This window comes from Nocardia vaccinii NBRC 15922, from assembly GCF_001613305.1.
GTDB lineage: Bacteria > Actinomycetota > Actinomycetes > Mycobacteriales > Mycobacteriaceae > Nocardia > Nocardia vaccinii.
Map to the genome: position 1 here is coordinate 205398 of NZ_BDCC01000012.1, position 23863 is coordinate 229260.

Genomic DNA, 23863 nt, shown 5'->3' on the forward strand with positions numbered 1-23863 from the left:
CACTCTCGCGGCCCCCGAGAGGGACCTGGCCGGCTTCAGGCAAGAATGCCGAATGCTCTCGGCACCAATGGATTACGCACGCCGATAGCCCCGGCACGGCAGTGCCGGGGCTATCGGCTCGCGCGGCCCATCACGCACCCGGCCCGGACAGCGCGAACGCCATTTCGACACGGGCACAAGGACATTGCGGGATAAGACCGCGAATTCACTTGGCGGAGACGAGATCTCCGTCGTACCGACAGCTCGGCGGCGGCAGCTCACGAGTGCGGAACGCCTCGGTCAGCTCGGCCGAATCGCCCGGTAAGCCCGCCGCGGCCAGCGCGCACGTCTTGAACACCCGCGCCGCGTTGCTCATTCGACGGGATACCGGCTCGATCCGCTCGTCCAGTTCCGCGGGCAGTCCGTCCCCCCACAGCGCGACCTCGACAGGCCGGCCATCGAGGTATTCGTGCACGCCGTCGCGCACACGATCATCGGACAGATACGTCTGCGAGGCCACCGCCACCGCGTTCGGGTGCATATCACGCTCGAGGACGGTCAGGGCCTGCTCCAGATCCAGCACCGTCGCGCCGAGAATTCCGAGTGAGCGAACGTTCGAGCACTCGGCGACCAGGGCGGTCACCTCCCAGCCCGCACTCGTCCGATCGAAAACCCATCCGCCCGCACACCGCACCACTTCCGCGACGGTCGGCGCGATGACCACCAGGTGGTAGCGCAACGGATGCCTTCGTACATGAGCCCGCCAGCGGGCAACCTCCCAGATACCTCGGTCAATGGGATCGACAGATCGTACAGCCATATTTCCATCCCGCTTCTCGAACGTGAAGATCGCGGCAGGTCCTTCGGCTGGGCCACTACGCAGCACCCCGCCGTAACGACAACCGGCGGAGGCGATGAGCCTCCACCCGAGGGTGACGGCCACTCGCGACGCCGGGATCGCACCGGAGAGCATGCGACAGATCAGGGCTGGTGACCGTAGCGCCGCATTGCTCCACGGGGGAATCTACCGATCACACAGTAACCCGGTTACCTCGAGTTGTGGCAAGTCTGGCGCAAGTTGATATGTGATCCACGTCACATGGAAAGGTGATCGTACAATCCCACTCCGGGAACCGCGGCAACCCCGGTAATCGCGGGATATAACCGCTGTTCACAGCCGAAATCCCGTGGCCTGCCGGGACACTCGGCGACGATTATTCGGCTGCCGCGGTCCGCGCGGAATCCGGGATCGCGGCATCGAACCCGGCGGTCGGGCCGATGACGATGATCGCGGGCGGCCGGATGCCCTCGGCGCGTACGCGTTCGGCCACGGTGGACAGATCCGCGCGCAGCACGCGCTCGGTGCGCAGGCTGCCCTCCTGGACGACCGTGACGGGCGTGTCGGCGGGACGTCCACCGTCCAGAAGTGCGGCCGCGAACTTTTCGATCCGCTCGACCGCCATCAGCAGGACCAGCGTTCCGCGCAGCCGGGCCAGCGCGGGCCAATCCACCAGCGAGTCCGGGTGATCGGGCGCGATATGCCCGCTGACCACCACGAACTCATGGGTGACCCCGCGATGGGTGACCGGGATCCCGGCCAGTGCGGGCACGGAGATGGCGCTGGTGACACCGGGAACGACCGTCACCGGAACGCCCGCGGCCACGCACGCCTCGAGTTCTTCGTAGCCGCGCCCGAATACGTACGGGTCACCGCCCTTGAGCCGCACGACGAACTTCCCGGCCTTGGCGCCCTCGACGAGTGCGGTGTTGATGGCCTCCTGGGCCATGGAGCGCCCGTACGGGATCTTCGCCGCATCGATCACCTCGACATCGGGGGCGAGTTCGGCGAGCAGTTCCGGCGGTGCGAGCCGGTCGGCGACAACGAGATTCGCCCGCGCCAGCAATCGCCGTCCGCGCACGGTGATCAAATCCGGGTCGCCGGGTCCGCCGCCCACGAGTGCCACGCCGGGTGCGGCCGGTTCGGAATCGCCGGTCACCACACCGGATTGCAGCGCCTCGAGCAGGGCGTTGCGCACCGCGGCCGAACGACGATGCCGACCACCGGCCAGGACACCCAGGGTCATGCCGTCGTATCGGGCGGTGGCCGGAGTGACCGCCGTACCCAGCCGGGCGTTATCGGCGCGCACGCAGAAGATGCGCCGTTCGGTCGCCTCGGCGACGATCGCGGCATTGGTCTCGGGCTCGTCGGTACAGGCGACGGCGTACCACGCGCCGTCGAGATCGCCCGCTGCGTAATCGCGCAATTCGACCTCGATCTGCCCCGAGGCGGCCATCCCCTCGACGGCCGGGGTCACGGTCCGGCTGATCACCCGCACGTCGGCGCCGGAGGCGATCAGCAGCCCCAGCCGACGCTGGGCCACCGAGCCGCCGCCCACGACGACGACGCGGCGGCCCACGAGATCGAGCCCGACGACATAGTTCGGGTCACCTGTTTGCTGGTCGTCCTGCGTGTTCGGCACAAGTTTCGAGCCTACGGGCCGCGCGTTCGCCCCCGGCAACCACCCACGACCCGCCCGGCGCCGTTCAGAGACGTCCACGCACCGCCGTCGGGGTGACGCGCACGATCACGCGCTCGCCGTCGTTCACCGAAGCCGGGTTGAACTCGGCGTAGGGCTTGCCGGTGTACTTGTGCGACAACCGATCCGGCAGCTCGCGGGCGGTATCGGGGGTCACGGTGACGCTGCCGCGGATCTCCGCGTAGACGTACGGATCACCCGGCGGCACGATCATCACCGTCACGCGCGGATCGCGCGCGACGTTCTTGTACTGCTGCCGATCGACGGTGGTGGAGTAGACCAACTCGTCGCCGTCACGTTCGAGCCAGATCACGGTGAGGTGCGGCTGCCCGTTGCGACCGACGGTCGCCAGCGTCGCGAAAACGGCGGTGTCGTCCAGGAGTTTTTTCAGATTTTCGGAGAACTCGGCTGTCATACCGAATGCGAACCCCGCGCGCCGCAACGGAATTCCCGCGCACCCGCGCCGTCTTCGGGTCGAACCGGCCGAATCATGGCCGGGACATCCGGGCGGGCCGGGCCCGACGTCGAGTCGAGGCACTAGGGGTGGCGCGGATTGTTCTGGACCCAGTGGAAACCGGTGCTGCGCAACGGCAATCGGTCGGCATCGAAGTGTTCGAGCGAAATGGTCACCCGGTGGAGATTCAGTTCACCGGTCAGCACCGCACGGTCGGACACAGGCTGCTGGAAGGTCAGAACGCCCGTGGGGCCGGTCCGGCCCGGCACAGTCGTAATCGTGATCCGGTGCGCCGCCGGATCGACCGTCGCGGGCAGGCTGTCCAGGGTGCCGTCCATATGCTGGAACTCGAACGTGCCGGGATGGTCGAAGATGACCCGGTACCAGCGGTCCCCGTCGGTGACCAGCGGCGGCACATCCTGTCCGTCCCGGGTGAACCGCGTGACCGTCCATATGCCGTACAGCGCAGGCTTCGGCCGGCCGGTGCCGTACAGGTGCCAGTTCAGCCACTGCATGTGGCACAGACCGATGACCACCCAGACTGCCAGGAGGACCTGAACCAGTGCCGCTGTCCGCCGGGCCCGTGGTGTGTGGAACGGATAGGGCGCGGTCGAAGGTCCGGCGGCGCGGCCGAGCAGCAGCACGGCGACCAGCCGCCGAGCCTCCGGTGCGAGCAGGATCAGGCTCAGCAGCAGCAGATGTCCGGACAGAATCTTGACCGGCACGTCGAACGTCAGGTTCAGCAGGAACACCTGGGCCATGTCCACCACGCTCAGCATCGCGCCCAGCACCGCGGTACGCGGGATGTACAGCATCAGCCCGGCCAGCACCTCGGCCAGTCCGAGCGACATCTCGTACGGATGGGACGATCCCACCTGATTCCACAGCACCGCCATCGGGGTGAAATGCCCGTACGGTTCGAGCAGCGTGCTCAGGGACGGTGCGCGCATCTGCGTCGGAATCAGTTTGACGAATCCGTAGAAGAGCATCTGCCCGCCCAGGAACAGCGGCAGCACCAGCAGCGCCCAGCCCGCGAGCGTGCGGTATTCGAGCCGACGCCGGTCCAGCAGCGACCACACCGTCGTCGCGACGAGCGTCACGACCAGCAGGCCGAAGACCTGCACCCAGTAGATCGCCTGATCACCGCTTCCATTCGGGTAGAGCCGCACATCGCTCGCACCGAACACCGTGCGCCCCAACCAGCCGAGCGCCGGTTCGAGCCACTTTTCCGGACCGGTCGCCGACCGCTGCGGCAACCAGGTGCGGAACCAGCCCGCGAATACGGTCGTGATCTGCGGGATCGTCAGGCACAACAATCCGGCGTAGATCAGAAAGAACCGGAAGGCGATGCGGGTGAACGGGTTCCATGCCGTCGAATCACCCCGCTCCGGCCGGATCTCCGATACATCGTCCCGCTCCTGGACACCGTCGCTCATGCTCGCCCTCCCGATCGAACCCACGCAACCGAAACCGATTCCCGCCGGACACTCCCCACGAATATTCCGGCTCTCTTGATACATCCCGCGGCGACACGCTCAGCAGGCCACCCCCGACGACGGCAACCACCCATCCCGGTCATCGGTACCGGCGAAAAAGGGCTACGGATTCCACCACGCGCAGCGACTAGAACGCGTTACATTCCCTCCATCGTGCCGCCGCGCCCGAACCGGATCGCGACACGGCACGCAGGCATTTCCAGCAGCCAGGAGGTCCCGATCATGTCGGACGATTCCGATCCAGATCCCGAACAGCGGCGACAGCTCACCACCAGCGCCCGGGATCTCGACGACCTCGCCGAACGCCTGACCGGCTGGCTGGGCGACAAGGTCGGCTGCGACGGCACACCGGCGCTCACCGATCTGCGCCGACCGCAGGCGGGGGGCATGTCGAGTTCGTCGGTCTTGTTCGACGCCTCCTGGCAGGTGGACGGGAAGACGATCGGCGGCTCCTACGTGGCCCGGATGGCGCCGGAGGACGATTCCTTCCCGGTTTTCGAAACCTACGACCTGGCACGGCAATACGGGGTGATGGCCGCAGTCGGTGAACACAGTTCGGTGCCCGTGCCGCCGCTGTGCTGGTTCGAGGCGGACGAATCCGTGCTCGGTGCACCGTTTTTCGTCATGACGCGCGTGGACGGCCGCATCCCCGAGGACAATCCGCCGTACGTATTCATCGGCTGGCTGTTCGATGCCACCGCGGAGCAGCGAATGCTGCTGACCCGCAACACCATCGGCATCATCGCCGATATCCACGCCATCGCCGATCCGGCGGCGAGATTCCCGGCGTTGGTCGAACCCGGCGACTCGCTGCGCCGGCACGTGGATGCCACCCGATCCTGGTACCGCTGGGCCCTGGCCGAGGACGGATACGCGATCCCGCTGCTGGAGCGGGCATTCGACTGGCTCGAGCGGCACTGGCCGCAGAATCCGGGCGCCGACGTGCTCAGCTGGGGCGATTCGCGACCGGGCAACATCATCTACCGAGAGTTCGATCCGGTCGCGGTGCTGGACTGGGAAATGGCCGCACTGGGCCCACGCGAGCTCGACGTGGCGTGGGTGATCTTCATCCACCGGTTCTTCCAGGACCTGGCGACGCAGTTCGGTCAGCCGGGACTGCCGGATTTCCTGCGCCGGGAGGATGTGGTCGCGCTGTACGAGCAGGCCACCGGATATCGCCTGCGGGACCTGGACTTCTACCTGGTCTACGCCGCATTGCGGCACGGGGTGGTGATGGCCCGGGTCAAACGCCGGATGATCCACTTCGGCGAGGACACCGACACACCCGACCGGGACGACTACGTGATGCACCGCAAGAGTCTCGAGGCTCTGCTCGACGGCACCTACGAATGGGACTGACAGCATGGGATCGACGGCTATGAGCGAATCCGACGGCCGGGGCATCGGCCCGACCCCCGCACCCCTGGACGAGTTTCCGATCCACCAGACTCCGCTGTCGCTGGCCCGGGTCGGCACCAGCGACCGGAACTTCTACGACCGCAGCTATTTCAACGGCCACGACCGGGACGGGGGCACCTTTCTGGTGACCGGCCTGGGCGTCTATCCGAACCTGGGCGTCATCGATGCGTACGCGGCCGTGCGGCGTGGTGAAACCCAACGGGCCGTGCGCTTTTCGACCGAACTCAGCGAGCGCGGCCTGGACCAGCGGGTCGGCGGCTATCGCGTCGAGGTGCTCGAACCGCTCGACCGCATCCGGATCGTTTGCGAGCACGAGGATCTCGGTTTCGACCTGACCTGGACCGGAGCCTTCCCGGCGATCATGGAACAGCCGCATCTCATTCTGGCCGGGAATCGGCCGATCATCGACGCGTCCCGGTTCGCGCAGGTGGGCTCCTGGGCGGGCACGCTGCACGTGGACGGAACCGATATCGCGGTGGATCCGCAGGTCTGGACCGGCAGCCGGGACCGGTCGTGGGGGATCCGGCCGGTCGGAGAGACAGAACCGGCCGGACGCGCCGGCGCCTCCGGACCGGGCGGCTTCTGGTGGATGTACGCGCCGCTGCGCTTCGAGGACTTCGCCATCGTGGTCATCGTGCAGGAGAATCCGGACGGATTCCGCACCCTCAACGATGCCACCCGGATCTGGGCCGACGGCCGGGTCGAGCAACTCGGCTGGCCGCGCGTGCATATCGACTATCGTTCCGGCACGAGGATTCCCGTTGCCGCGCGGCTGGAAATGACAGCCTCGGACGGGAAGCCGGTGGAGGTGCGGATCACGCCGCACACCTTCATGGCACTGCATATCGGCTGCGGCTACGGCGGCGATCCGGATTGGCAGCACGGCATGTGGAAGGGGGCGGACTGGTCCTCGTCCAGCAGTTACGATCTGACCGATCCCGCTGTCGCCGCGCGCATTCCGTGGGGTGCGATCGATCATGTCGCGAGCGCTCGATGTGGTGACGCCGAGGGCTGGGGCCTGTTCGAACACGCCAGTATCGGGCGGCACGATCCGACCGGCTTCGCCGATTGGACGTCCGTGGCGCCCTGAGGCGGACGCGGCGGTTCGACGCCGATCGTGCCCCGGTCCGCATCGCGAATCAGGGCGCGGGATCTGTCGTCGCCGTGTTCTATGGTTCCCTTCATGTCCAAGCTCCGGCGTCGGGTGGTCGCGGCCGCGGAAGCGGCAATGGCCCAGTACAAGTACGTGTCCACGGTCGATGTGCTGGTCGGCTTGGGCTGGTTGACCTCGGCGCACGTCGAGCGGTGGCGGCAGGGGCGAGCGCCCTCGCTGGCGAAGCTGGCCCCGGTGGACGCGGGGCGGTTGCGCGATGTCGCGGATCTGCTTGGCGAATGGGCGCGCGAGGGCGGGCTCACCCCGAGCGATACCGCCTATCTGTCCGGCAGCCGCGATCGTGCGCCGCTGAGCTTCGTCGGCGACGGTGACGAGGCGGTGTTCCGCACGCACTGGCTCTCCCCCGACCTCAGCCCGGCCCGCCGCGAGCAGATGATGCAGCGCCAGAACAAAGCGCCCGATCTCACGGTCGTCGCGGTCACCGGAGACTGGACCTGCGCGGAATGTTCGGACACCGAGCCGTATCAGATCATGTCCGATGCGGGGCCGCTGTGCCTGACCTGCGCGGATCTCGACCATCTGGAATTCCTGCCCGCCGGGGATGCGGCCCTGAGCCGCCGCGCCAAGAAGGAGAGCACCCTGGCCGCGATCGTGGTGCGGTTCAATGCCCGGCGCAAACGTCATGAACGCGTGGGCATCCTGGTCGAGGAACAGGCGCTGGCCCGCGCGGAGGAACAGTGCCTGGCCGACGAGGACGCGCGGCTGCGCCGCCGCGAACGCGATACCGCCCGGCGTGCGGCTCAGGACGTCGAATTCCAGATGCGGATGTCCGCCGAGATCCAGCGGCTGTTCCCGAATTGCCCACCGGAACGGGCCACCGAGATCGCCGACCACGCCGCGGTGCGCGGCAGCGGGCGGGTAGGACGCAGCGCGGCCGCGAAAGTTCTTGCCGCCGAGGCGGTCACGCTCGCGGTCATCGCCTCGATCCGCCACCTGGACACCGACTACGACCGGCTGCTGATGGCGGGTACCCCGCGCAAGGAGGCCCGTGCGAGGATCCGACCGGCGCTGGACCGGGTACTCGAATCCTGGCGGGGGTGAGTACGGCGAACGGACCGGACCTCGGATCGGTTGTGGCTGTTTCGCGCCCTGGTCAACCTGCTCCGCAGCGGGCCACCGCGACCGTCACCGAGCCCAGGACTGTTTTCGGGATTACGAGGTAACCTGCGCCACAATACTTCTCGCAGGCGAGGAGGGCGGCGGCCTCGGCGACGCTGGAGGTGGCCACAGCGGCTCTGGTCCGGGATGCGGGATTCGGGACAGGCACTTCGGCGAGTACATCGGGGGTGAACGCGGTCACCGGAACACCTAATTCGGCTGCGGCCGCGGAGAATCCCGGTTCACCTGCTCTACGGTCGATCGTCGCCAGACAACGGAAGTTCTCGTCTCCCAGCACTTCGCGCACCGCGCGCACGATATCCGCGGCGTCGGTCGCAGGTCGGTATCCTACGCCGACGACGAGTTCGCCGCTGCCGGAACGTACTTCACACATCGGCGCGCAGGGCGGCGTAATCGGCTGCGGAAGTAACGAATCCGGCGATGATCGCGGGGTTTCCGGCGGGGTGGGTGTGCAGGTAGGAGGCGTGCACTCGATGGGTCACCGCACCCTCGCGCACGGTGGCGCCATCCGGTGAGCGCCACGCCCATGCCGCTTCGTCGACTATGGCGGAAATCAGTCTGGTCCGGTGGAATTCGTGTCCGCGAACCCGTTGCCCGGCAGACCAGAGCGGAGAATCGGTCAGCGCCACCGCGTCCCGATAACCCAGTGTCAATCGCGGACCGAATTCGGCGACCGCGTCGACTACCCCGGCCATGCGATGTCCGTCCAGACTTCGGGTCAGATAGAGCAGTCCCGCGCATTCGGCGTGCACCGGCATACCGGCCTGCGCCGCGGCGCGCACCGCGTCGAGCAGCCGATCGTTCGCCGAGAGCTCCGCCGCATGTTCCTCGGGGAAGCCGCCCGGCAGTACCACACCCGCTGTGCCGGCGGGCAAGTCGTCACGCAGGGGATCGAAGACCGCCACTCGCGCACCCGCCGCCGCCAGCAGTTCGCGATGTTCGGCGTATCCGAAGGTGAACGCCGGACCACCGGCCATGGCGATCACCGGACCATCGCCGACCGAACCGCCGGTCGCATTCGATTCGGGAGCACCGGCGGTATCCGCGGGCCGTGGGCCGCCCACACGGTCACGTGCCCCCCACATACCGGTAGCAGGGTTCGTCGAAGCGTCCACCGACGCGCACAATTCCGCCCCCGGTTCCCAGCTCGGCCCGGACACCCTCGCCCCAGCCAGCCGGGCGATCGCGGCCAGATCCACATGAGCGGCGACCAGTTCGGTCATCGCGTCGACCGCGGACCGCGCGGCGTCGCCGTGTTCCACCGCGGGGATGAGGCCCAGATGTCTCGAGGGAACGGACAATTCGGCCATCCTCGGCAGCGCGCCCAGCACTGGCAGACCGACCCGGTCGCACGCGGAGCGCAATACCTGTTCGTGTCGTTCACTGCCGACGCGGTTGAGAATCACTCCGCCGAGCCGGATCTCGCTGTCGTAGGTGGCGAATCCGTGCAACAGGGCGGCGAGGCTCTGGCTGTGCCCGCGCGCGTCCACGACCAGCACGACCGGCGCGCCCAGCAGCGCCGCGACCTGCGCGGTGGATCCCTCCGCGACCGACTGCGCCTGGTTCTCATCGATGCGACCGTCGAACAGGCCCATCACGCCCTCGACGACCGCGATATCGCACCCGCGCGTCCCGTGCCGATACAGCGGCGACACTCGCTCCGCGCCCACGAGCACCGGATCCAGATTCCGGCCCGGACGTCCGGCGGCCAGACCGTGATATCCGGGGTCGATATAGTCCGGGCCCACCTTGAACGGCGCCACGGTATGTCCCACGCGCCGCAGCGCTCCGATCAAACCCGTTGCGAGAGTGGTCTTTCCGCTTCCGGAGGCCGGTGCGGCGATGACCACCGCGGGTGTGCTCACCATTCGATACCGCGCTGACCCTTACGGCCCGCATCCATCGGGTGTTTGGTCTTGGTCATCTCGGTGACCAGATCGGCGGCATCGATCAGCGCCTGCGGCGCGTCCCGGCCGGTGATCACCACATGCTGATTACCGGTGCGGGCGCGCAGGGTCTCGACCACCTCGTCCACATCGACCCATCCCCATTTCATCGGATAGGTGAATTCGTCGAGGACGTAGAACCGGTGCTGTTCGGCGGCCAGGCGGCGGGCGATCTCGTGCCAACCGGCCAGCGCGGCCGCGGCGTGATCCTCCTCGGTGCCCTGTTTGCGGGTCCAGGACCAGCCCTCACCCATCTTGTGCCATTCGACCGGGCCGCCCACGCCGGTCTCCTCGTACAACCGACCGAGGGTGCGGAACGCCGACTCCTCCCCGACCTTCCATTTCGCACTCTTCACGAACTGGAACACCGCGATGTCGAACCCCTGATTCCAGGCCCGCAGCGCCATCCCGAACGCCGCGGTCGACTTCCCCTTGCCGGGCCCGGTATGCACCGCCAGAAGAGGCTGATTACGCCGCTGCCGAGTGGTCAACCCGTCATCGGGCACCGTCTCGGGAACACCCCTGGGCATCGACACCGCTCCTTCCGCACGCGAACTGCTGCTCCACGTTGCCACACCCGGCCAACACCCCGGCCCCCACCCCAGGCCGCACCGCGGCGGCGCAAGAAGCTTGCCGACGCCGGCGCGCGGACTCGCCCGCTCCCAGGAGCGGCCCCGTTGACGGGTCGTACGCTGGATTCATGCCGGAACTTCCGACCGTGAGCGCTGTCGATCGGGTGCTCGACATCGTCGCGGGCCGTCGGGTGGCGGTGTTGACCGGGGCGGGGTTGTCCACCGACAGCGGGATTCCGGATTATCGGGGGCCGAGTTCGCCGCCGCGCAATCCGATGACCTATCAGCAGTTCGTCGGGGATCCGGTGTTCCGGCAACGGTATTGGGCCCGCAATCATGTCGGCTGGCGGCGGATGGATGCCGCGCGGCCGAATCCCGGACATCGCGCGCTGGCCCGGCTGGAGCGTGCGGGCGCCGTCAGCGGGCTGATCACCCAGAACGTGGACCTGCTGCACACCAAGGCGGGCAGTCGCCGGGTGATCGACCTGCACGGCACCTACGCCCGCGTGCGCTGCCTGAGCTGCCCGACCCTGATCTCGCGGATGCGCCTGGCCGACCGGCTCGAAGCCGCCAATCCCGGCTTCGCCGACTCGGTCACCGATGGCCTGGAGGTCGCCCCCGACGCCGACGCCGTGGTCACCGACACCGCGAACTTCCGCATGGTCGACTGCGAACACTGTGGCGGAATGCTCAAACCCGACATCGTCTACTTCGGCGAGAACGTCCCGAAGGACCGCGTGGCGGAGGCATACGACCTGGTCGAGGCCGCCGAGGTCCTCCTGGCCGCGGGCTCCTCACTCACCGTCATGTCGGGCCTGCGCTTCGTACGTCACGCCGCCAAAACCGCCCGCCCGGTCGTCATCGTGAACCGCGGCCACACCCGCGGCGACCCGCTCGCCACCCTCACCGTCGACGCGGGCTGCTCCGAACTGCTGACCGCGCTCGCCGATCAACTCACCACGTCCGCCACGCAATAGCCCACGCGCCCGAGGCACTCCGCACTCACTCGCACGACGGTCGGCGAGCGCACGGCGTAACGATCAGGCAGCACGGACTCCGGAAACCTGCGACCGCACGACACCTGCCACGGCATCGCCGGTGATCTCGGCCAAGCGGATGTATGTGGCGCGCAGGTCGCGGGCGAGGTCGGCGGCGAGGCCGAGGCGGATCATGCCGCGTTCGCAGTCGACCACGACGCCGGTGACACCGTCCCGAGCCAGGACGCGGGCGGCGGCGCGGGCGCGCGGGAGTGGGTCGGTGCCGCCGGTGGCGCGGCCGTCGGTGAGCAGGACGACCATCGCGCGGCGCTGCGGATCGCGCACGCGCTCGCGCCGAACCACCTCCCGCGCCTCGACCAGGCCGCGCGCCAGCGGGGTCTTACCGCCGGTGCGCAGGCCCGCCAGGCGACGCACCGCGATATCCACCGAGGAGGTCGGCGGCAACACCAGTTCGGCCTCGCTGCCGCGCACGGTGATCACCGCGACCTTGTCGCGCCGCTGATAGGCATCGCGCAGCAGGGCGACGATCGCACCGGTGACCGCCGAGAGCCGATCCCGGGCGGCCATCGAGCCCGACGTGTCGACCACGAAGATCACCAGATTGCCTTCGCGCCCTTCGCGATACGCACCGCGCAGATCCTCCGGTTCCAGCGCCAGCGGACCCACGATCCGACCGCGGGCGCGCTGCTGTGGCGCGGCGGCGAAGACCGTACCGAGCAGATGCAGTCCGGCCGCGGCATCGGGTATCGCCCGCACGACGCGTCCGTGCCGGGTGCTCGCTCGCGAACGCCGTCCCGGCGCGCCCTCGCCGACGCCCCGCACCTCCCAACGAGGCGGCCGGGCAGTCGAATTGGCCGGAGCGCCCGCCCGGCCCTCGGGCGCGCCGCCACCGCCGCCGGGCGTATCGGGGCCGCCGTCCGGATCGTCGTCGGGCGGACCGCCGGGGCCCTCGGCACTCCCCTGCTCGGGCATCGGATCATCGGGCGGCGGAGTCTCCGATTCGCTTGCCGGACCGGAGGATTCGCCGGAGTTCTGTTCGGCTCGCGCGGCCTCCTCGGCGGCCTGCCGCATCGCCTCCTCCAGCTGTTCCTCGCTGATGCCCGGCTCGTCGAACGGATCACGCCGAAGCCGGTGCGGCAGTGCGAGTTCCGCGGCGATACGCACGTCATCGGCTGTCACACAATTAGTTCCACGCCACGCGGCATGTGCGGTCGCCGCGCGGGCGACAACCAGGTCGGCACGCATACCGTCCACGTCGAAGCCGGCGCACAACGCCGCGATACGGCGCAACTCCACATCGTCCAGCTCCACCTCGCCGACCAGGTCACGGGCAATGAGAATGCGGTCGGCGATCTCCCGGTCGGCCGCGGCGTACCGGGCGGCGAATCCGTTCGGGTCGGCCTCGTAGTCCAGGCGGCGACGCACGACGGCCATGCGCACGTCCACGTCGCGGGAGGCGGCCACGTCGACGGTCAGCCCGAATCGGTCCAGCAGCTGCGGACGCAGCTCGCCCTCCTCCGGGTTCATCGTCCCGACCAGCACGAACCGCGCCGGATGTGAATGGGACACCCCGTCGCGTTCGATATGCACCCGGCCCATCGCAGCCGCGTCCAGCAGGACGTCGACCAGATGGTCGTGCAGCAGATTCACCTCGTCCACATAAAGCACGCCGTGATGCGCGGCCGCCAGCAGGCCCGGCCGGAACGCCTGCTCCCCGTCACGCAGCACCCGCTGCAGATCCAGCGAGCCGACCACCCGATCCTCGGTCGCCCCGACCGGCAGCTCCACGAGCCGCGCGGGCCGCTCCGCACCGCGTTCGTCGGCCACCGGCGGCAACAACTGTGCCAGCGCCCGCACCACGGTCGACTTCGCGGTCCCCTTCTCCCCGCGCACCAGCACACCCCCGATCCCCGGATGCACCGCACACAGAATCAGCGCCAACTGCAACTGTTCCTGCCCCACCACCGCCGAGAACGGAAACCCGGCCTCTCTGGCAGCAATGGGCGGACCAGCGACGACATCAGCGACGGACTCGGACATTCCCCAACTCTATTGCCGCGTCGGCGAGGCATTCCCCCGCCCCTGCTGTGAGCGTGCGCGGCGAGAACGGCGAGGATCTGCACGACCGCTTCCCCGAGGACTACGAACCGTCCGACCGGCAGGCTCCGGCAGACACCCGCGGACATCCGGACCGGCCACGGAAATGCGCACCGCTCAGGCGTTTTCGACTGCGGGCGCATAGACTGCGCGCGTGCGTGATCTGGCTGCGGGGTTCGGATATCTGTTGCAGGGGCAGCGGTGGGTGGCGACGCATCGGCGGCGGTTCGGGTATGCGCTGGTGCCGGGGCTCATCGCGCTGGTGTTGTACCTGGTCGCGATCGTCGCCGTGGCGTGGTTCGCGGGAGACGTCGTCGCGTGGGCGACGCCGTTCGCGGATCATTGGGCATCGCCGTGGCCGGGCGTGCTGCGCGGCTTCCTGGACGTGTTGTTGCTGGTGTTGTGCCTGTTCCTGGCGGTGATCACGTTCACGGCGCTGACCTTGGCGCTGGGACAGCCGTTCTACGAGGCGCTGGCCGAGCACGTGGACCGCAGTCAGTCGCCGGGCGAGGCGCCACCGGGACCGGGTGTGCCGGCTTGGCGAATGTTCACGGACGGCATCGCGCTGGTGCTGCGAGCCGCGGTGTGGGGCGTGGTGCTGTTCGCGGCCGGATTCCTGCCTGTGGTGGGGCAGACGGTGGTGCCCGTGCTGGGCATCGGGGTCACCGGATTCTTCCTGGTGCAGGAATTGACCACCGTTCCCATGCAACGTCGCGGAATTCCCATGCGCGACCAACTCACATTACTGCGCTCACGCCGAATGTTGGTGTGGGGATTCGGAATTCCGCTCGCGGCGGCATTCCTGGTGCCGTTCGTCGCGATCGTGCTGATGCCGGGCGCGGTGGCGGGCGCGACCCTGCTCACCCGCGAAGTGCGCAACGAGCCGATCTCGCCGCACTGAGACGACCGAGCACCTGAGGACGACCGGAATAGACGGTCCCGCAAGCACTTCCGGGCCGCGGGACCGGCAGGCTAACCGCGCCGCATCGGAATGTGCGGGATACCGTCCTCGATGTACTCCTCGCCGTCGGTGACGAAACCGTGCTTGGTGTACATATCGATCAGGTAGGTCTGCGCATTGAGTCGCACTGTGGCCGAACCTGTTTCGGCGAGCGCGGCCTGCAGCAGCCGGGTGGTGTAGCCGTGCCCGCGGGCCTGCGGCGTGGTACACAGCCGGCCGATGCGGAACGACTTCACCCCGTTCTCGTGCTCCTCGCACAGGCGCAGCGTGCTGATCGCCTCACCCTCGTCGTCGAGCCACAGGTGCCGTGTCTCCGGCAGCAGGTCGAGTCCGTCCAGCTCCGGATACGCGCACTTCTGCTCGACAACGAAAACCTGGACGCGCAACTTCAGCAGCTTGTACAGCGTCGCGGTGTCCAGATCCGCGGCCCACGACCTTTTGAGAGCAACCGTTGACATCATCGCGTCTTGCTATCACATCGCTCAGCTCTGCGCGAGTTCTGCCGCCGGTGTGTTCTCGGTCAGACCGAGTGCCTTGGTCGACCAGTCCCAAACCTCGTGGTACAGCGCCTGATTCTCGGACAGCTTGACACCCAGCGAGGGAACCATGGCCTTCAGCTGCGGCGTCCAGTTCGCGTACTCGCGCGGGAAGCAGCGCTGCAGCACGTCCAGCATGGCCGAGACACAGGTGGACGCGCCCGGCGACGCGCCGAGCAGGCCCGCGATGGAACCGTCGGAGGCGGTGATGACCGCGGTGCCGAGTTCGAGCACACCCCCGACGCCCTTGCGCCGAATGATCTGCACACGCTGACCGGCGGTGATCAGCTCCCAGTCGTGACCGTCGGCGCGCGGGATGAACTCCTCCATCGCGTTCACCTTGCCCGCCGGGGACTTCAGCAGCTCGCTGACCAGGTACTTGACCAGGCCCAGCTCGGTCACGCCGACGCCGAGCATCGGGGTGAGATTGCCCGGACGGATCGACTTGAACAGATCGCCGTACTTGCCGTCCTTGAGGAATTTCGGCGTCCAGCCCGCGTACGGACCGAACAGCAGTCCGCGCTTACCGTCGATGACGCGAGTATCCAAGTGCGGCACCGACATCGGCGGCGCACCGACCGCGGCCATGCCGTACACCTTGGCCTCGTGCCGGGTGATCAGTTCGCGGTTGGTGCAGCGCAGGAACTGGCCGCTGACCGGGAATCCGGCGAAGCCCGCGATCTCGGAGATACCGGCCTTCTGCAGCAGCGGCAGTGCGTAACCGCCCGCGCCGACGAAGACGAATTTCGCGTTCACCGTACGGGTCGAACCGGTACGGGTGTTGCGCACCTTGACAAGCCAGCTGCCGTCGGACTGCTTGGACAGGTTGCGCACCTCGGTGCCGAAGGCGATGTCGACACCCGAGCGGCCCAGATAGGCCAGCAGCTGCTTTGTCAGCGCACCGAAGTTGATATCGGTGCCCTTGGAGCTCCAGTTCAGCGCCACCGGCTCGGCGAAGTCGCGGCCCTTGGCCATCAGCGGCAGCCGACGGGAGAACTCGTCGGGTGAGTCGATGAACTCCATCCCCTCGAACAACGGGTGCCGGGACAGCGCCTCGTACCGCTTGCGCAGGTACTCCACACCGTCCGCGCCGTGGGTGAAGCTGACATGCGGGACCGGGTTGATGAACTCCGAGGGCGTGCCCAGCACGCCGTTCTCCACCGCATAGGACCAGAACTGCCGCGAGACCTGGAACCGCTCGTTGATGTCGACAGCCTTGGACACGTCGACCCCGCCGTCGGCGGTGCGCGGGGTGTAGTTCAGCTCACACAACGCGGAATGCCCGGTACCGGCGTTGTTCCAGGGGTCACTGCTCTCCGGGGCGGCAGCGTCCAGGCGCTCGAACATCGTGATCGACCAATCGGGCTGCAGCTGGCGAAGCAGCGCGCCGAGGGTGGCACTCATGATGCCGGCACCGATGAGGACTACATCGGTCTTTTCAGTCATCGCAGCGTTCGGCACGGGTAGATCGACTTCCTTGTCCTTGTGCGCGGTCGCCCCCGGGCGGACCAACCTGGGCATTGTGTTGTGCGTCACCGGAATTCCGGCGAATACGACGGGTTCGAGGTTACCCGCCGTTCACTTCAACCTGATTCTGCCCCTCGGCATGCCCGTTTTTGAAACCGCCACACCTGCTGCGAGCGGGCTACCTGTGCCGAGACGCCGCTGAGCGGGTCGAATATCGTGGAGGCTGTGACGAACGAGACGCCGCTGGCCGGGCCGCGGACCGAATCCTGGCAGCCCGATGTCCTCGGTGCGGGATACGAACAATGCCGAATACCGCTGGGTTCCGACCCGGACGGCGAGGGCACGGTCGAGGCCACCCTGGTCCGATATCTGGCGACGACCGAGGCGACCGCCGCGGTGCTGTACGTCCACGGATTCACCGACTACTTCTTCCAGCGGCACCTCGCCGAGCACATGGCCGCCCAGGGCCACCACTTCTTCGCGCTGGATCTGCGCAAGTGCGGGCGTTCGCTGCGCTCGGGGCAGACCCCGCACTACGTCACCGATCTGGCGATGTACGACGCCGAGTTGAACGAGGCGCTGCGCCTCGTGCGCGAGGAGACCGGCCTGCCGGTGCTGGTGATGGGCCACTCCACCGGCGGACTGGTGACCTCGCTCTGGCTGGATCGGCTACAGGCTGCCGAAGGCGTTGCCGCACAGGGGATTACCGGACTGGCACTGAACAGCCCCTGGTTCGATCTGCAGGGCCCGGCCTACTACCGGACCATCGTCGGCAACGCCGTGATCGGCGGTCTGGGTCGGCTGCGCGCCATGGCCACCCTGCCCGGCCAGACGATCACCACCTACGGCGACAGCCTGCACCGGAGTGCGTCCGGCGAATGGGACTACGACCTGGACTGGAAGCCGCTGAGCGGATTCCCGGTACATTTCGGCTGGTTGCACGCGATCCGGCGCGGGCACGCTCGGCTGCATCAGGGCCTCGACGTCGGCGTTCCCGCTCTGATCCTGCGTTCGAAGGTGACCAAGTTCATGCGCGCTTACGGCCCCGCGGCCGACGTCGCGGACACCGTGCTCGACGTGCGCCAGATCCAACGCTGGTCCGGTTGCCTGGGGCAACGCACCAACGTCGTGCCGATCGAGGGCGCCCGGCACGATGTGTTCCTGTCCTCGGAGGCGGTGCGGCGGCAAGCGTTCACCGAACTGGACTCCTGGCTGCGCTGGCTCGCCGGTCACAACTCATGACGGTGCACCCCGCTCGCCACTCCTGACCCTTGGTCCCGCCAACCTCGCAGTACGCCGACTCCTGGTTCGCGGTGCGGGTGAGCCTTACAGCGCCGCGAACCCGCCGGAGCGGAGCGGAGGCAGAGGATGCGGAGCGGAGGCAGAGGATGCGGAGCGGAGGCAGAGGATGCGGAGCGGAGGCAGAGAATACAGCCTCACCACTGGCCGCTGCGCAGCACGATCTCGGTGGCGAATTCCTGCGCCGCCTCCGCGGCCGGATCGGTGACGTCGACCTGCGCGACGCGGAATTCTCCATAAACGTGGCGGGCGGCGGCCTCGGCGGCCGGGCGCGACAGCTTCTTCGTCGCGACGACGGTGGTGGGAATCTCCACGGCCGGGCAGTTCGGGTCGGCGACGGTGTCGTCCGCGCCGGGAGCGGCCGGATGTCCCCGTCCGGCGACGACCAGGCCCATGAATCGGCCGAAGCCCCGGGCGGCCAACTGCCACGCCAGGTCGGCGCCCGCGCCGTAACCGGCGAGATTGGCCCACGGGACGCCGAGGTCGTCCAGGATCGCGTAGACACCCGCGGTGTCGAGCCCCTCGATCGATTCCAGCACGATCGTGCGCAGGTCCGAGGTGTGCAGGCGGGCGCACACCGCGTCGTAGACATCGGCCGGAGCGCCCGCGTCGGGGAGCAGGACGACCGTGTGCCGGAACTGGGAGCCATCGATTCGAACGGTCCAGGCGCGGTCACCGACCGCGATCCGCCGTGTTTCCATGCCGTCCCACGGTACACGGCCCAGGGCCGGTGAACCTCGTGTCGCTGACCACGCACCGTCGCCATGGAGAGCTCCGCCACGCGCCGTCGTCGAATCGTCGCGGTGGCCCACTCACGGCCGGTCAGAGAGCTGTTCCACCCACAGGCGGCCCCGGCGCCCGACGGTCGTACCAGCCGTCCGAATGCGCCCGAACTCCACGACGAGACGAGACCGCGCAACCTGAGCAGAGCCGGGCGATGATCACGCGATCGACCTGCCGTACTGGCAGCAGCGCGGGCGAACCGAAGTCGTCCGGACAACGCTCGAGCATTCCGGTTCGAGCGGGACGAACAGTTCGGAAATGGTTGGCGCAGTCAAGCATTCGGGTTGCGTGACGCCGCGAGGGTGGGCAGCCCGGACGGTGCGCCGGCGGTGATCAGGCGTTCCAGTGCGGTCGTGTCGAGATGCTTCTCGATCAGATCGGCGAGTAGGTCGAGCTGGGACTCGCGTTCGTCGACGGTCGAAATATCCTCGGCGACAAGGAATCCGGAACGCCCGGCCTGCGCGGCGACCTCGCGCAGCCAGGCCCGGCGGAAGTCGTCGGACTCCATCAGGCCGTGCAGGTGCGTACCCCGGATCGCACCGCGCGCACTGCCTTCCGCGCGACCGTCGTCGAGCTCGAGCCAGGCGGGATCGCCGGTACGGCGGGCGCGGCCGTAGTGGATCTCGTAGCCGCTCAACGGGATTCCGGAACCGGCGGCCCGGCCGGTGGTGCGGCGCAACACCTTCGGTTCGGCGAACTCGATATCCAGGTCCAGCAGGCCGAGGCCGGCGATCTCCCCGGCACTCGATTCGACCTCGTCCACGATGCGCCGGGCCAGCATCTGATATCCGCCGCAAATACCCAGGATCGGCCGTCCGGCCGCGGCGCGCTCGCACAGCGCGTCGGCGATTCCGTTGCGGCGCAGCCATTCCAGATCGCTCACAGTGGATTTGCTGCCCGGCAGCACCACCAGGTCGGCATCGGCCAGCCGGGACGGATCGTCCGCCCAGCGCACCGACACCCCGGGCTCACAGGCCAGCGCCTCGACGTCGGTGGAGTTGGAGATACGCGGCAACCTGATCGCCGCGACGGTCAGCCATTCGGTTCCGAGCGGCGGACGCGGGCGACCGACCGGCGCGTCGGCGACGGTGCCGAGAGAATCCTCGGCGTCGATCCACAGATCCTCGGCGAAAGGCAGAACGCCGAGTGTGGGCCGGCCGGTGAGTTCGGCGAGCGTATCGAGTCCGGGCCGCAGCAACTCGACATCACCGCGGAACTTGTTCACGATGAATCCGCAGATGAGCTGCTGGTCTTCGGGTTCCAGAATCGCAACGGTCCCGAACAGATGCGCGAGCACACCCCCGCGATCGATATCGCCGACCAGCAGGACCGGCAGATCCGCCGCCCGCGCCAAACCCATGTTCGCCAGATCTGTTGCCCGCAGGTTGATTTCGGCGGGCGATCCGGCTCCCTCACAGATCACCACATCGAATTCGGCACGCAGGGCAGCCAATTCACCGGCCACGACCTCGCGCAGCTGCCGCCGATGCCGGAAGTAGTCCCGCGCCCCGACCGTATCCACGGCCCGGCCCCGGACCACCAGTTGCGAGCGCCGATCACTTCCGGGCTTGAGCAGCACCGGATTGAACCGCACACTCGGCTCCAGCCCGCACGCACGCGCCTGCAACGCCTGCGCCCGCCCGATCTCCCCCCCGTCGAGCGCCACCACCGAGTTGTTCGACATGTTCTGCGCCTTGAACGGCGCCACCCGCACCCCGCGCCGCGCCAGCATCCGGCACAAACCGGCCACCACGACACTCTTGCCCGCATCCGAGGTCGTCCCGGCGACCAGCAACGCCCCTTTCACCACGCCACCGTATCCGGACGAGGCGCCCTCGGCACCGGCACATCCGCGGGCCACGCACTTTCCCCGGTGACGAACCGCCGTACGTCACCGCCAGCCGAAACAGCTCGGCATCTCGACGCTCGCCACACGCGAACACCTGTGTGACACAGCCCTATTCGCGAGCGGACATCGAACCGACGCACGATGCCGCGAACCTGACTCACTTGTCGCCCCGGCACAACCGGGCACCGCGTGCGCAGTTCGAACCACGGGGCGTGCGCATCCTCACGGGAGGGTGAGGATTTCCGCGCCGGTGTCGGTGACGACCAGGGTGTGTTCGAACTGGGCGGTCCACTGGCGATCCTTGGTGACGACGGTCCAGCCGTCATCCCAGATCTCGTAGTCGATGCCGCCGAGGTTGATCATCGGCTCGATGGTGAAGGTCATGCCGGGTTCGATGACCGATTCGATGGCGGGCTGGTCGTAGTGCAGGATGACCAGCCCGCTGTGGAAGGTCGGGCCGACGCCGTGTCCGGTGAAGTCGCGCACCACGCCATAGCCGAAGCGGTTGGCATAGGACTCGATGACGCGGCCGATGACGTTCAGCGCCCGGCCCGGTCGCACCGCCTTGATCGCCCGCATGGTCGCCTCGTGGGTGCGTTCGACCAGCAACCGCGCCTCCTCGTCCACATCACCGGCGAGGAAGGTCGCGTTGGTGTCGCCGTGCACGCCGTCGATGTAGGCGGTGACGTCGATGTTGACGATGTCGCCGTCCTCGATGATCGTCGAGTCCGGGATGCCGTGGCAGATCACCTCGTTCAGCGAGGTGCAGCAGGATTTGGGAAATCCCTTGTAGCCCAACGTCGACGGGTACGCACCGTGATCGCACATGTACTCGTGCGCGATGCGGTCCAGATCATCGGTGAGGACGCCGGGCGCGACGGCCTTACCCGCCTCCTGAAGCGCCTGCGCGGCAATCTTGCCCGCGACACGCATCTTCTCGATCGTCTCGGGCGTCTGCACCCATGGCTCGCGGCCCTCGTTGACCGTGTTCTTCCACGCGTACTCCGGACGCGCGATCGATCGCGGAACTTCACGGATCGGGGACTGGACACCGGGGAAGAGCGGCTTGCGAGTGCGGACTGCCATGGAACAAGACTATCGGTATCCGCCCTCGAGAATCCCGGCACTCCGCAACGCCGACCCCGGCGGAATTTATCCGGACCACGGTCCGTTTAGGCTGTCGACATCGGCAGCACAGGAGGAAGAACAATGGAACTGGGACTGACGACCTTCGCCGAACGGCATCCGGTCGGCGAGCGACCCGCACCGAGTGCGGGCGAACGGCTGCGACAGGTCGTCGAGGAGGCCGTCGCCGCCGAACGCGCCGGTCTGGACGTGTACGGCGTCGGCGAACACCATCGCGAGGATTTCGCGGCGTCGGCGCCCGCGGTCGTCCTGGCGACCATCGCCGGGCGCACCGAACACATCCGGCTGACCAGCGCGGTGAGCGTGCTCAGCTCTGCGGATCCGGTACGACTGTACCAGGAATTCGCGACCCTGGACCTACTCTCGGACGGTCGCGCGGAGTTGATGGCCGGACGCGGCTCCTTCACCGAATCCTTTCCGCTGTTCGGGTACGACCTGGCCGATTACGACGACCTCTTCGACGAGAAGCTCGCCCTGCTGCTGCGCCTGCGCGCGGACGAGCCGGTGAGCTGGACCGGCCGATTCCGTCCCGCACTGCACGACACCGTCGTCCAGCCGCGCACCGACCGGCCGCTGCCGGTGTGGATCGCGGTCGGCGGCAGTCCCGAGTCGGTGGCGCGGGCCGGACTTCTGGGCCTCCCCTTGGCCATCGCCATCATCGGCGGTCAACCCGCCCGATTCCGCCCGCTGGTCGACCTGTACCACCGCGCCCTGGAGCAGGGCGGACACCAACCGCAGCCGATCGCGGTGCACGCCCACGGCTACATCGCCGACACCGACGAACAGGCCGTGACCGACTTCTACCGGCCCTACGCCGCGGCGATGAGCGGGCTGGGCCGCGAACGTGGCTGGGGCGCAATGACTCCCGACCAGTTCGAAGCCCTGCGCTCGCCCGCCGGATCACTGTTCGTCGGCACGCCGGACCGGGTCGCGGAGAAGATCGCCGGGATTCGCGACACCCTCGGCCTGGACCGCTTCATGCTGCACCCGAGCGTCGGCACTCTGCCCCACGATCGCGTGCTGCACACGATCGAACTACTCGGCGAGAAGGTCGCTCCCCAGATTCGCTGAGACGCCGTACGGTCCGAGTGCGCGAGAGAGCCGTCCCGCAGAACGCGGTTCCTCGCCACGCGCGACGATCGCTGGGAGTCGGTCGCACCGCGCGAACCTCATTCGCGCAGTTGGGTTTCGAAGGCCATCCGGTCGCCGCGATAGAGAGCGCGGACACGTTCGACCGGGATACCGTCGGCGTCGACCGTGCGCCGGTGCAGCAGGATCATCGGAAGTGCGGTGGTGCACTCCAGCAGAGCCGCCTCCCGGGGCGAGCCGAGGACGGTTTCGATGCGTTCGATGGCCGAGCCGAAGACGACGCCCGAGGCTCGGATGGCCGCGTAGAGCGACGTGGTCGGGTCGTAGGTCGCGCGCAGGGAACCGAAGCGGGCGGGGGTGAGATAGGTGCTCTCCAGGCCGACCTTCTCGTCGTCCGCCAACAGCACGCGTTCGAGATGCATGACCGTCCCGCCGGGCGGGATATCCAGCGCGGCGGCGGTTTCCGGATCGGCGGGAATGTCGTCCCAGCCGACCAACAGACGGCCCGGTCGGCGGCCGAGGCCGATCGCCCCCTCGGTGTACGAACGCAAGGACAAGGGCTGCACCATCTTCGGGCGGGAGACCACCGTGCCCCTGCCCTGGCGGCGAATCCGGCCCTGTACCAGCAACTCTCGCAGCGCCTGCCGGACGGTCTCGCGTGCGACCTCGAATCGCGCCGCGAGTTCGCGTTCGGGCGGCACCGGATCGCCCTCGCGCAGGCGATCCAGGATGGCCTCGATTTCGGTCCGCACCCGGTACGCCTTGGACATCCGGCCGAAATCGGCGCTCACGCCGGATATCTCGGTACGGGCCGATGCTGCGGCCTGCGGACCGGGCAGTGCCCGCGGTTCGCTCGCGAGATCGCTCACACCACGATTCTCGGCAATCCCTTTCTCGCCGCGCACACCGCCCCCGCGCCGAGCGAGCCCGCTCACCCGATCG

Annotated in this window: 21 protein-coding genes; 7 read left to right on the forward strand and 14 right to left on the reverse strand. The window is 68.2% G+C overall.

From position 1 onward, the window contains the following. Window positions 1-205: 205 nt before the first annotated feature. The 4 genes from NV1_RS09525 to NV1_RS09540 all read right to left on the reverse strand — a co-directional run bounded on the left by NV1_RS09525 (window position 206) and on the right by NV1_RS09540 (window position 4406). Window positions 206-799: a hypothetical protein gene (locus NV1_RS09525; RefSeq protein WP_245713626.1), complete on the reverse strand. Its 594-nt coding sequence runs from the start codon at window positions 797-799 to the stop codon at window positions 206-208. 394 nt (window positions 800-1193) lie between these two features. Next, window positions 1194-2459 (reverse strand): uroporphyrinogen-III C-methyltransferase, encoded by a 1266-nt coding sequence (gene cobA / locus NV1_RS09530; protein ID WP_067888059.1) that lies wholly within the window; start codon window positions 2457-2459, stop codon window positions 1194-1196. 64 nt (window positions 2460-2523) lie between these two features. Continuing rightward, window positions 2524-2931: a PPOX class F420-dependent oxidoreductase gene (locus NV1_RS09535; protein WP_067888857.1), complete on the reverse strand. Its 408-nt coding sequence runs from the start codon at window positions 2929-2931 to the stop codon at window positions 2524-2526. Window positions 2932-3053: 122 nt separating this feature from the next. Further along, the gene (locus tag NV1_RS09540; protein WP_245713627.1) at window positions 3054-4406 is read right to left on the reverse strand and encodes a DoxX family protein; all 1353 of its coding nucleotides are present in this window, start codon (window positions 4404-4406) and stop codon (window positions 3054-3056) included. A gap of 282 nt (window positions 4407-4688) precedes the next feature. Here NV1_RS09540 and NV1_RS09545 point away from each other — a divergent pair, with 282 nt between their 5' ends. From NV1_RS09545 to NV1_RS09555, 3 genes are all read left to right on the forward strand, one after another. Further along, window positions 4689-5825 carry a phosphotransferase family protein gene (locus tag NV1_RS09545; RefSeq protein ID WP_067888062.1) on the forward strand — a complete coding sequence of 379 codons (1137 nt, stop codon included), beginning with the start codon at window positions 4689-4691 and terminating at the stop codon, window positions 5823-5825. 19 nt (window positions 5826-5844) lie between these two features. Continuing rightward, window positions 5845-6975: an Rv3169 family protein gene (locus tag NV1_RS09550; protein ID WP_067888065.1), complete on the forward strand. Its 1131-nt coding sequence runs from the start codon at window positions 5845-5847 to the stop codon at window positions 6973-6975. A 93-nt stretch (window positions 6976-7068) separates the two neighbouring features. Then, window positions 7069-8100, forward strand: coding sequence for a DUF2293 domain-containing protein (locus tag NV1_RS09555; protein WP_067888863.1), 1032 nt, complete (start codon window positions 7069-7071; stop codon window positions 8098-8100). Between the two features lie 52 nt (window positions 8101-8152). Here NV1_RS09555 and NV1_RS09560 read toward each other — a convergent pair whose 3' ends face one another. From NV1_RS09560 to cobO, 3 genes are read right to left on the reverse strand one after another with little or no spacing between them, the layout of a single operon-like run. Continuing rightward, window positions 8153-8551 (reverse strand): cobalamin biosynthesis protein, encoded by a 399-nt coding sequence (locus tag NV1_RS09560; RefSeq protein ID WP_067888068.1) that lies wholly within the window; start codon window positions 8549-8551, stop codon window positions 8153-8155. Then, a complete protein-coding gene (locus NV1_RS09565) occupies window positions 8544-10046 on the reverse strand; it encodes a cobyrinic acid a,c-diamide synthase CobB (protein WP_067888071.1) in 1503 nt (500 codons plus the stop codon). The genes NV1_RS09560 and NV1_RS09565 overlap by 8 nt, the downstream gene beginning before the upstream one ends. Next, on the reverse strand, window positions 10040-10654 hold the full coding sequence (cobO, locus tag NV1_RS09570; protein WP_067888074.1) for a cob(I)yrinic acid a,c-diamide adenosyltransferase: 615 nt from the start codon (window positions 10652-10654) through the stop codon (window positions 10040-10042). The genes NV1_RS09565 and cobO overlap by 7 nt, the downstream gene beginning before the upstream one ends. Before the next feature lie 170 nt (window positions 10655-10824). On the opposite strand from cobO, the gene NV1_RS09575 reads away from it, so the two are divergent. Further along, on the forward strand, window positions 10825-11673 hold the full coding sequence (locus NV1_RS09575; protein WP_067888077.1) for an NAD-dependent protein deacetylase: 849 nt from the start codon (window positions 10825-10827) through the stop codon (window positions 11671-11673). 63 nt (window positions 11674-11736) lie between these two features. On the opposite strand, the gene NV1_RS09580 is transcribed toward NV1_RS09575, so the two are convergent. After that, entirely contained in the window at window positions 11737-13734 is a 1998-nt protein-coding gene (locus NV1_RS09580) for a VWA domain-containing protein (protein WP_067888080.1), read from the reverse strand. A gap of 211 nt (window positions 13735-13945) precedes the next feature. Here NV1_RS09580 and NV1_RS09585 point away from each other — a divergent pair, with 211 nt between their 5' ends. Then, window positions 13946-14692: an EI24 domain-containing protein gene (locus tag NV1_RS09585; RefSeq protein WP_067888083.1), complete on the forward strand. Its 747-nt coding sequence runs from the start codon at window positions 13946-13948 to the stop codon at window positions 14690-14692. A 71-nt stretch (window positions 14693-14763) separates the two neighbouring features. On the opposite strand, the gene NV1_RS09590 is transcribed toward NV1_RS09585, so the two are convergent. Together NV1_RS09590 and mqo are read right to left on the reverse strand one after the other, a co-directional pair. Continuing rightward, a complete protein-coding gene (locus NV1_RS09590; RefSeq protein ID WP_067888085.1) occupies window positions 14764-15213 on the reverse strand; it encodes a GNAT family N-acetyltransferase in 450 nt (149 codons plus the stop codon). 21 nt (window positions 15214-15234) lie between these two features. Then, window positions 15235-16734: a malate dehydrogenase (quinone) gene (gene mqo / locus NV1_RS09595; protein ID WP_067888866.1), complete on the reverse strand. Its 1500-nt coding sequence runs from the start codon at window positions 16732-16734 to the stop codon at window positions 15235-15237. Between the two features lie 246 nt (window positions 16735-16980). On the opposite strand from mqo, the gene NV1_RS09600 reads away from it, so the two are divergent. Continuing rightward, the gene (locus tag NV1_RS09600; RefSeq protein WP_067888088.1) at window positions 16981-17997 is read left to right on the forward strand and encodes an alpha/beta hydrolase; all 1017 of its coding nucleotides are present in this window, start codon (window positions 16981-16983) and stop codon (window positions 17995-17997) included. Window positions 17998-18191: 194 nt separating this feature from the next. Here the strand turns inward: NV1_RS09600 and NV1_RS09605 are convergent, their stop codons facing one another. The 3 genes from NV1_RS09605 to map form a co-directional block, all read right to left on the reverse strand. Further along, window positions 18192-18755, reverse strand: coding sequence for a hypothetical protein (locus NV1_RS09605; protein ID WP_067888091.1), 564 nt, complete (start codon window positions 18753-18755; stop codon window positions 18192-18194). A 353-nt stretch (window positions 18756-19108) separates the two neighbouring features. After that, complete coding sequence (locus tag NV1_RS09610; RefSeq protein ID WP_067888869.1) at window positions 19109-20644, reverse strand: cobyric acid synthase; 1536 nt, start codon at window positions 20642-20644, stop codon at window positions 19109-19111. A gap of 264 nt (window positions 20645-20908) precedes the next feature. Further along, entirely contained in the window at window positions 20909-21772 is an 864-nt protein-coding gene (map, locus tag NV1_RS09615) for a type I methionyl aminopeptidase (protein WP_067888093.1), read from the reverse strand. Window positions 21773-21895: 123 nt separating this feature from the next. On the opposite strand from map, the gene NV1_RS09620 reads away from it, so the two are divergent. Continuing rightward, complete coding sequence (locus NV1_RS09620) at window positions 21896-22903, forward strand: LLM class flavin-dependent oxidoreductase (RefSeq protein WP_067888096.1); 1008 nt, start codon at window positions 21896-21898, stop codon at window positions 22901-22903. Window positions 22904-23001: 98 nt separating this feature from the next. Here NV1_RS09620 and NV1_RS09625 read toward each other — a convergent pair whose 3' ends face one another. Then, on the reverse strand, window positions 23002-23712 hold the full coding sequence (locus tag NV1_RS09625) for a GntR family transcriptional regulator (protein ID WP_067888872.1): 711 nt from the start codon (window positions 23710-23712) through the stop codon (window positions 23002-23004). Window positions 23713-23863: the final 151 nt, after the last annotated feature.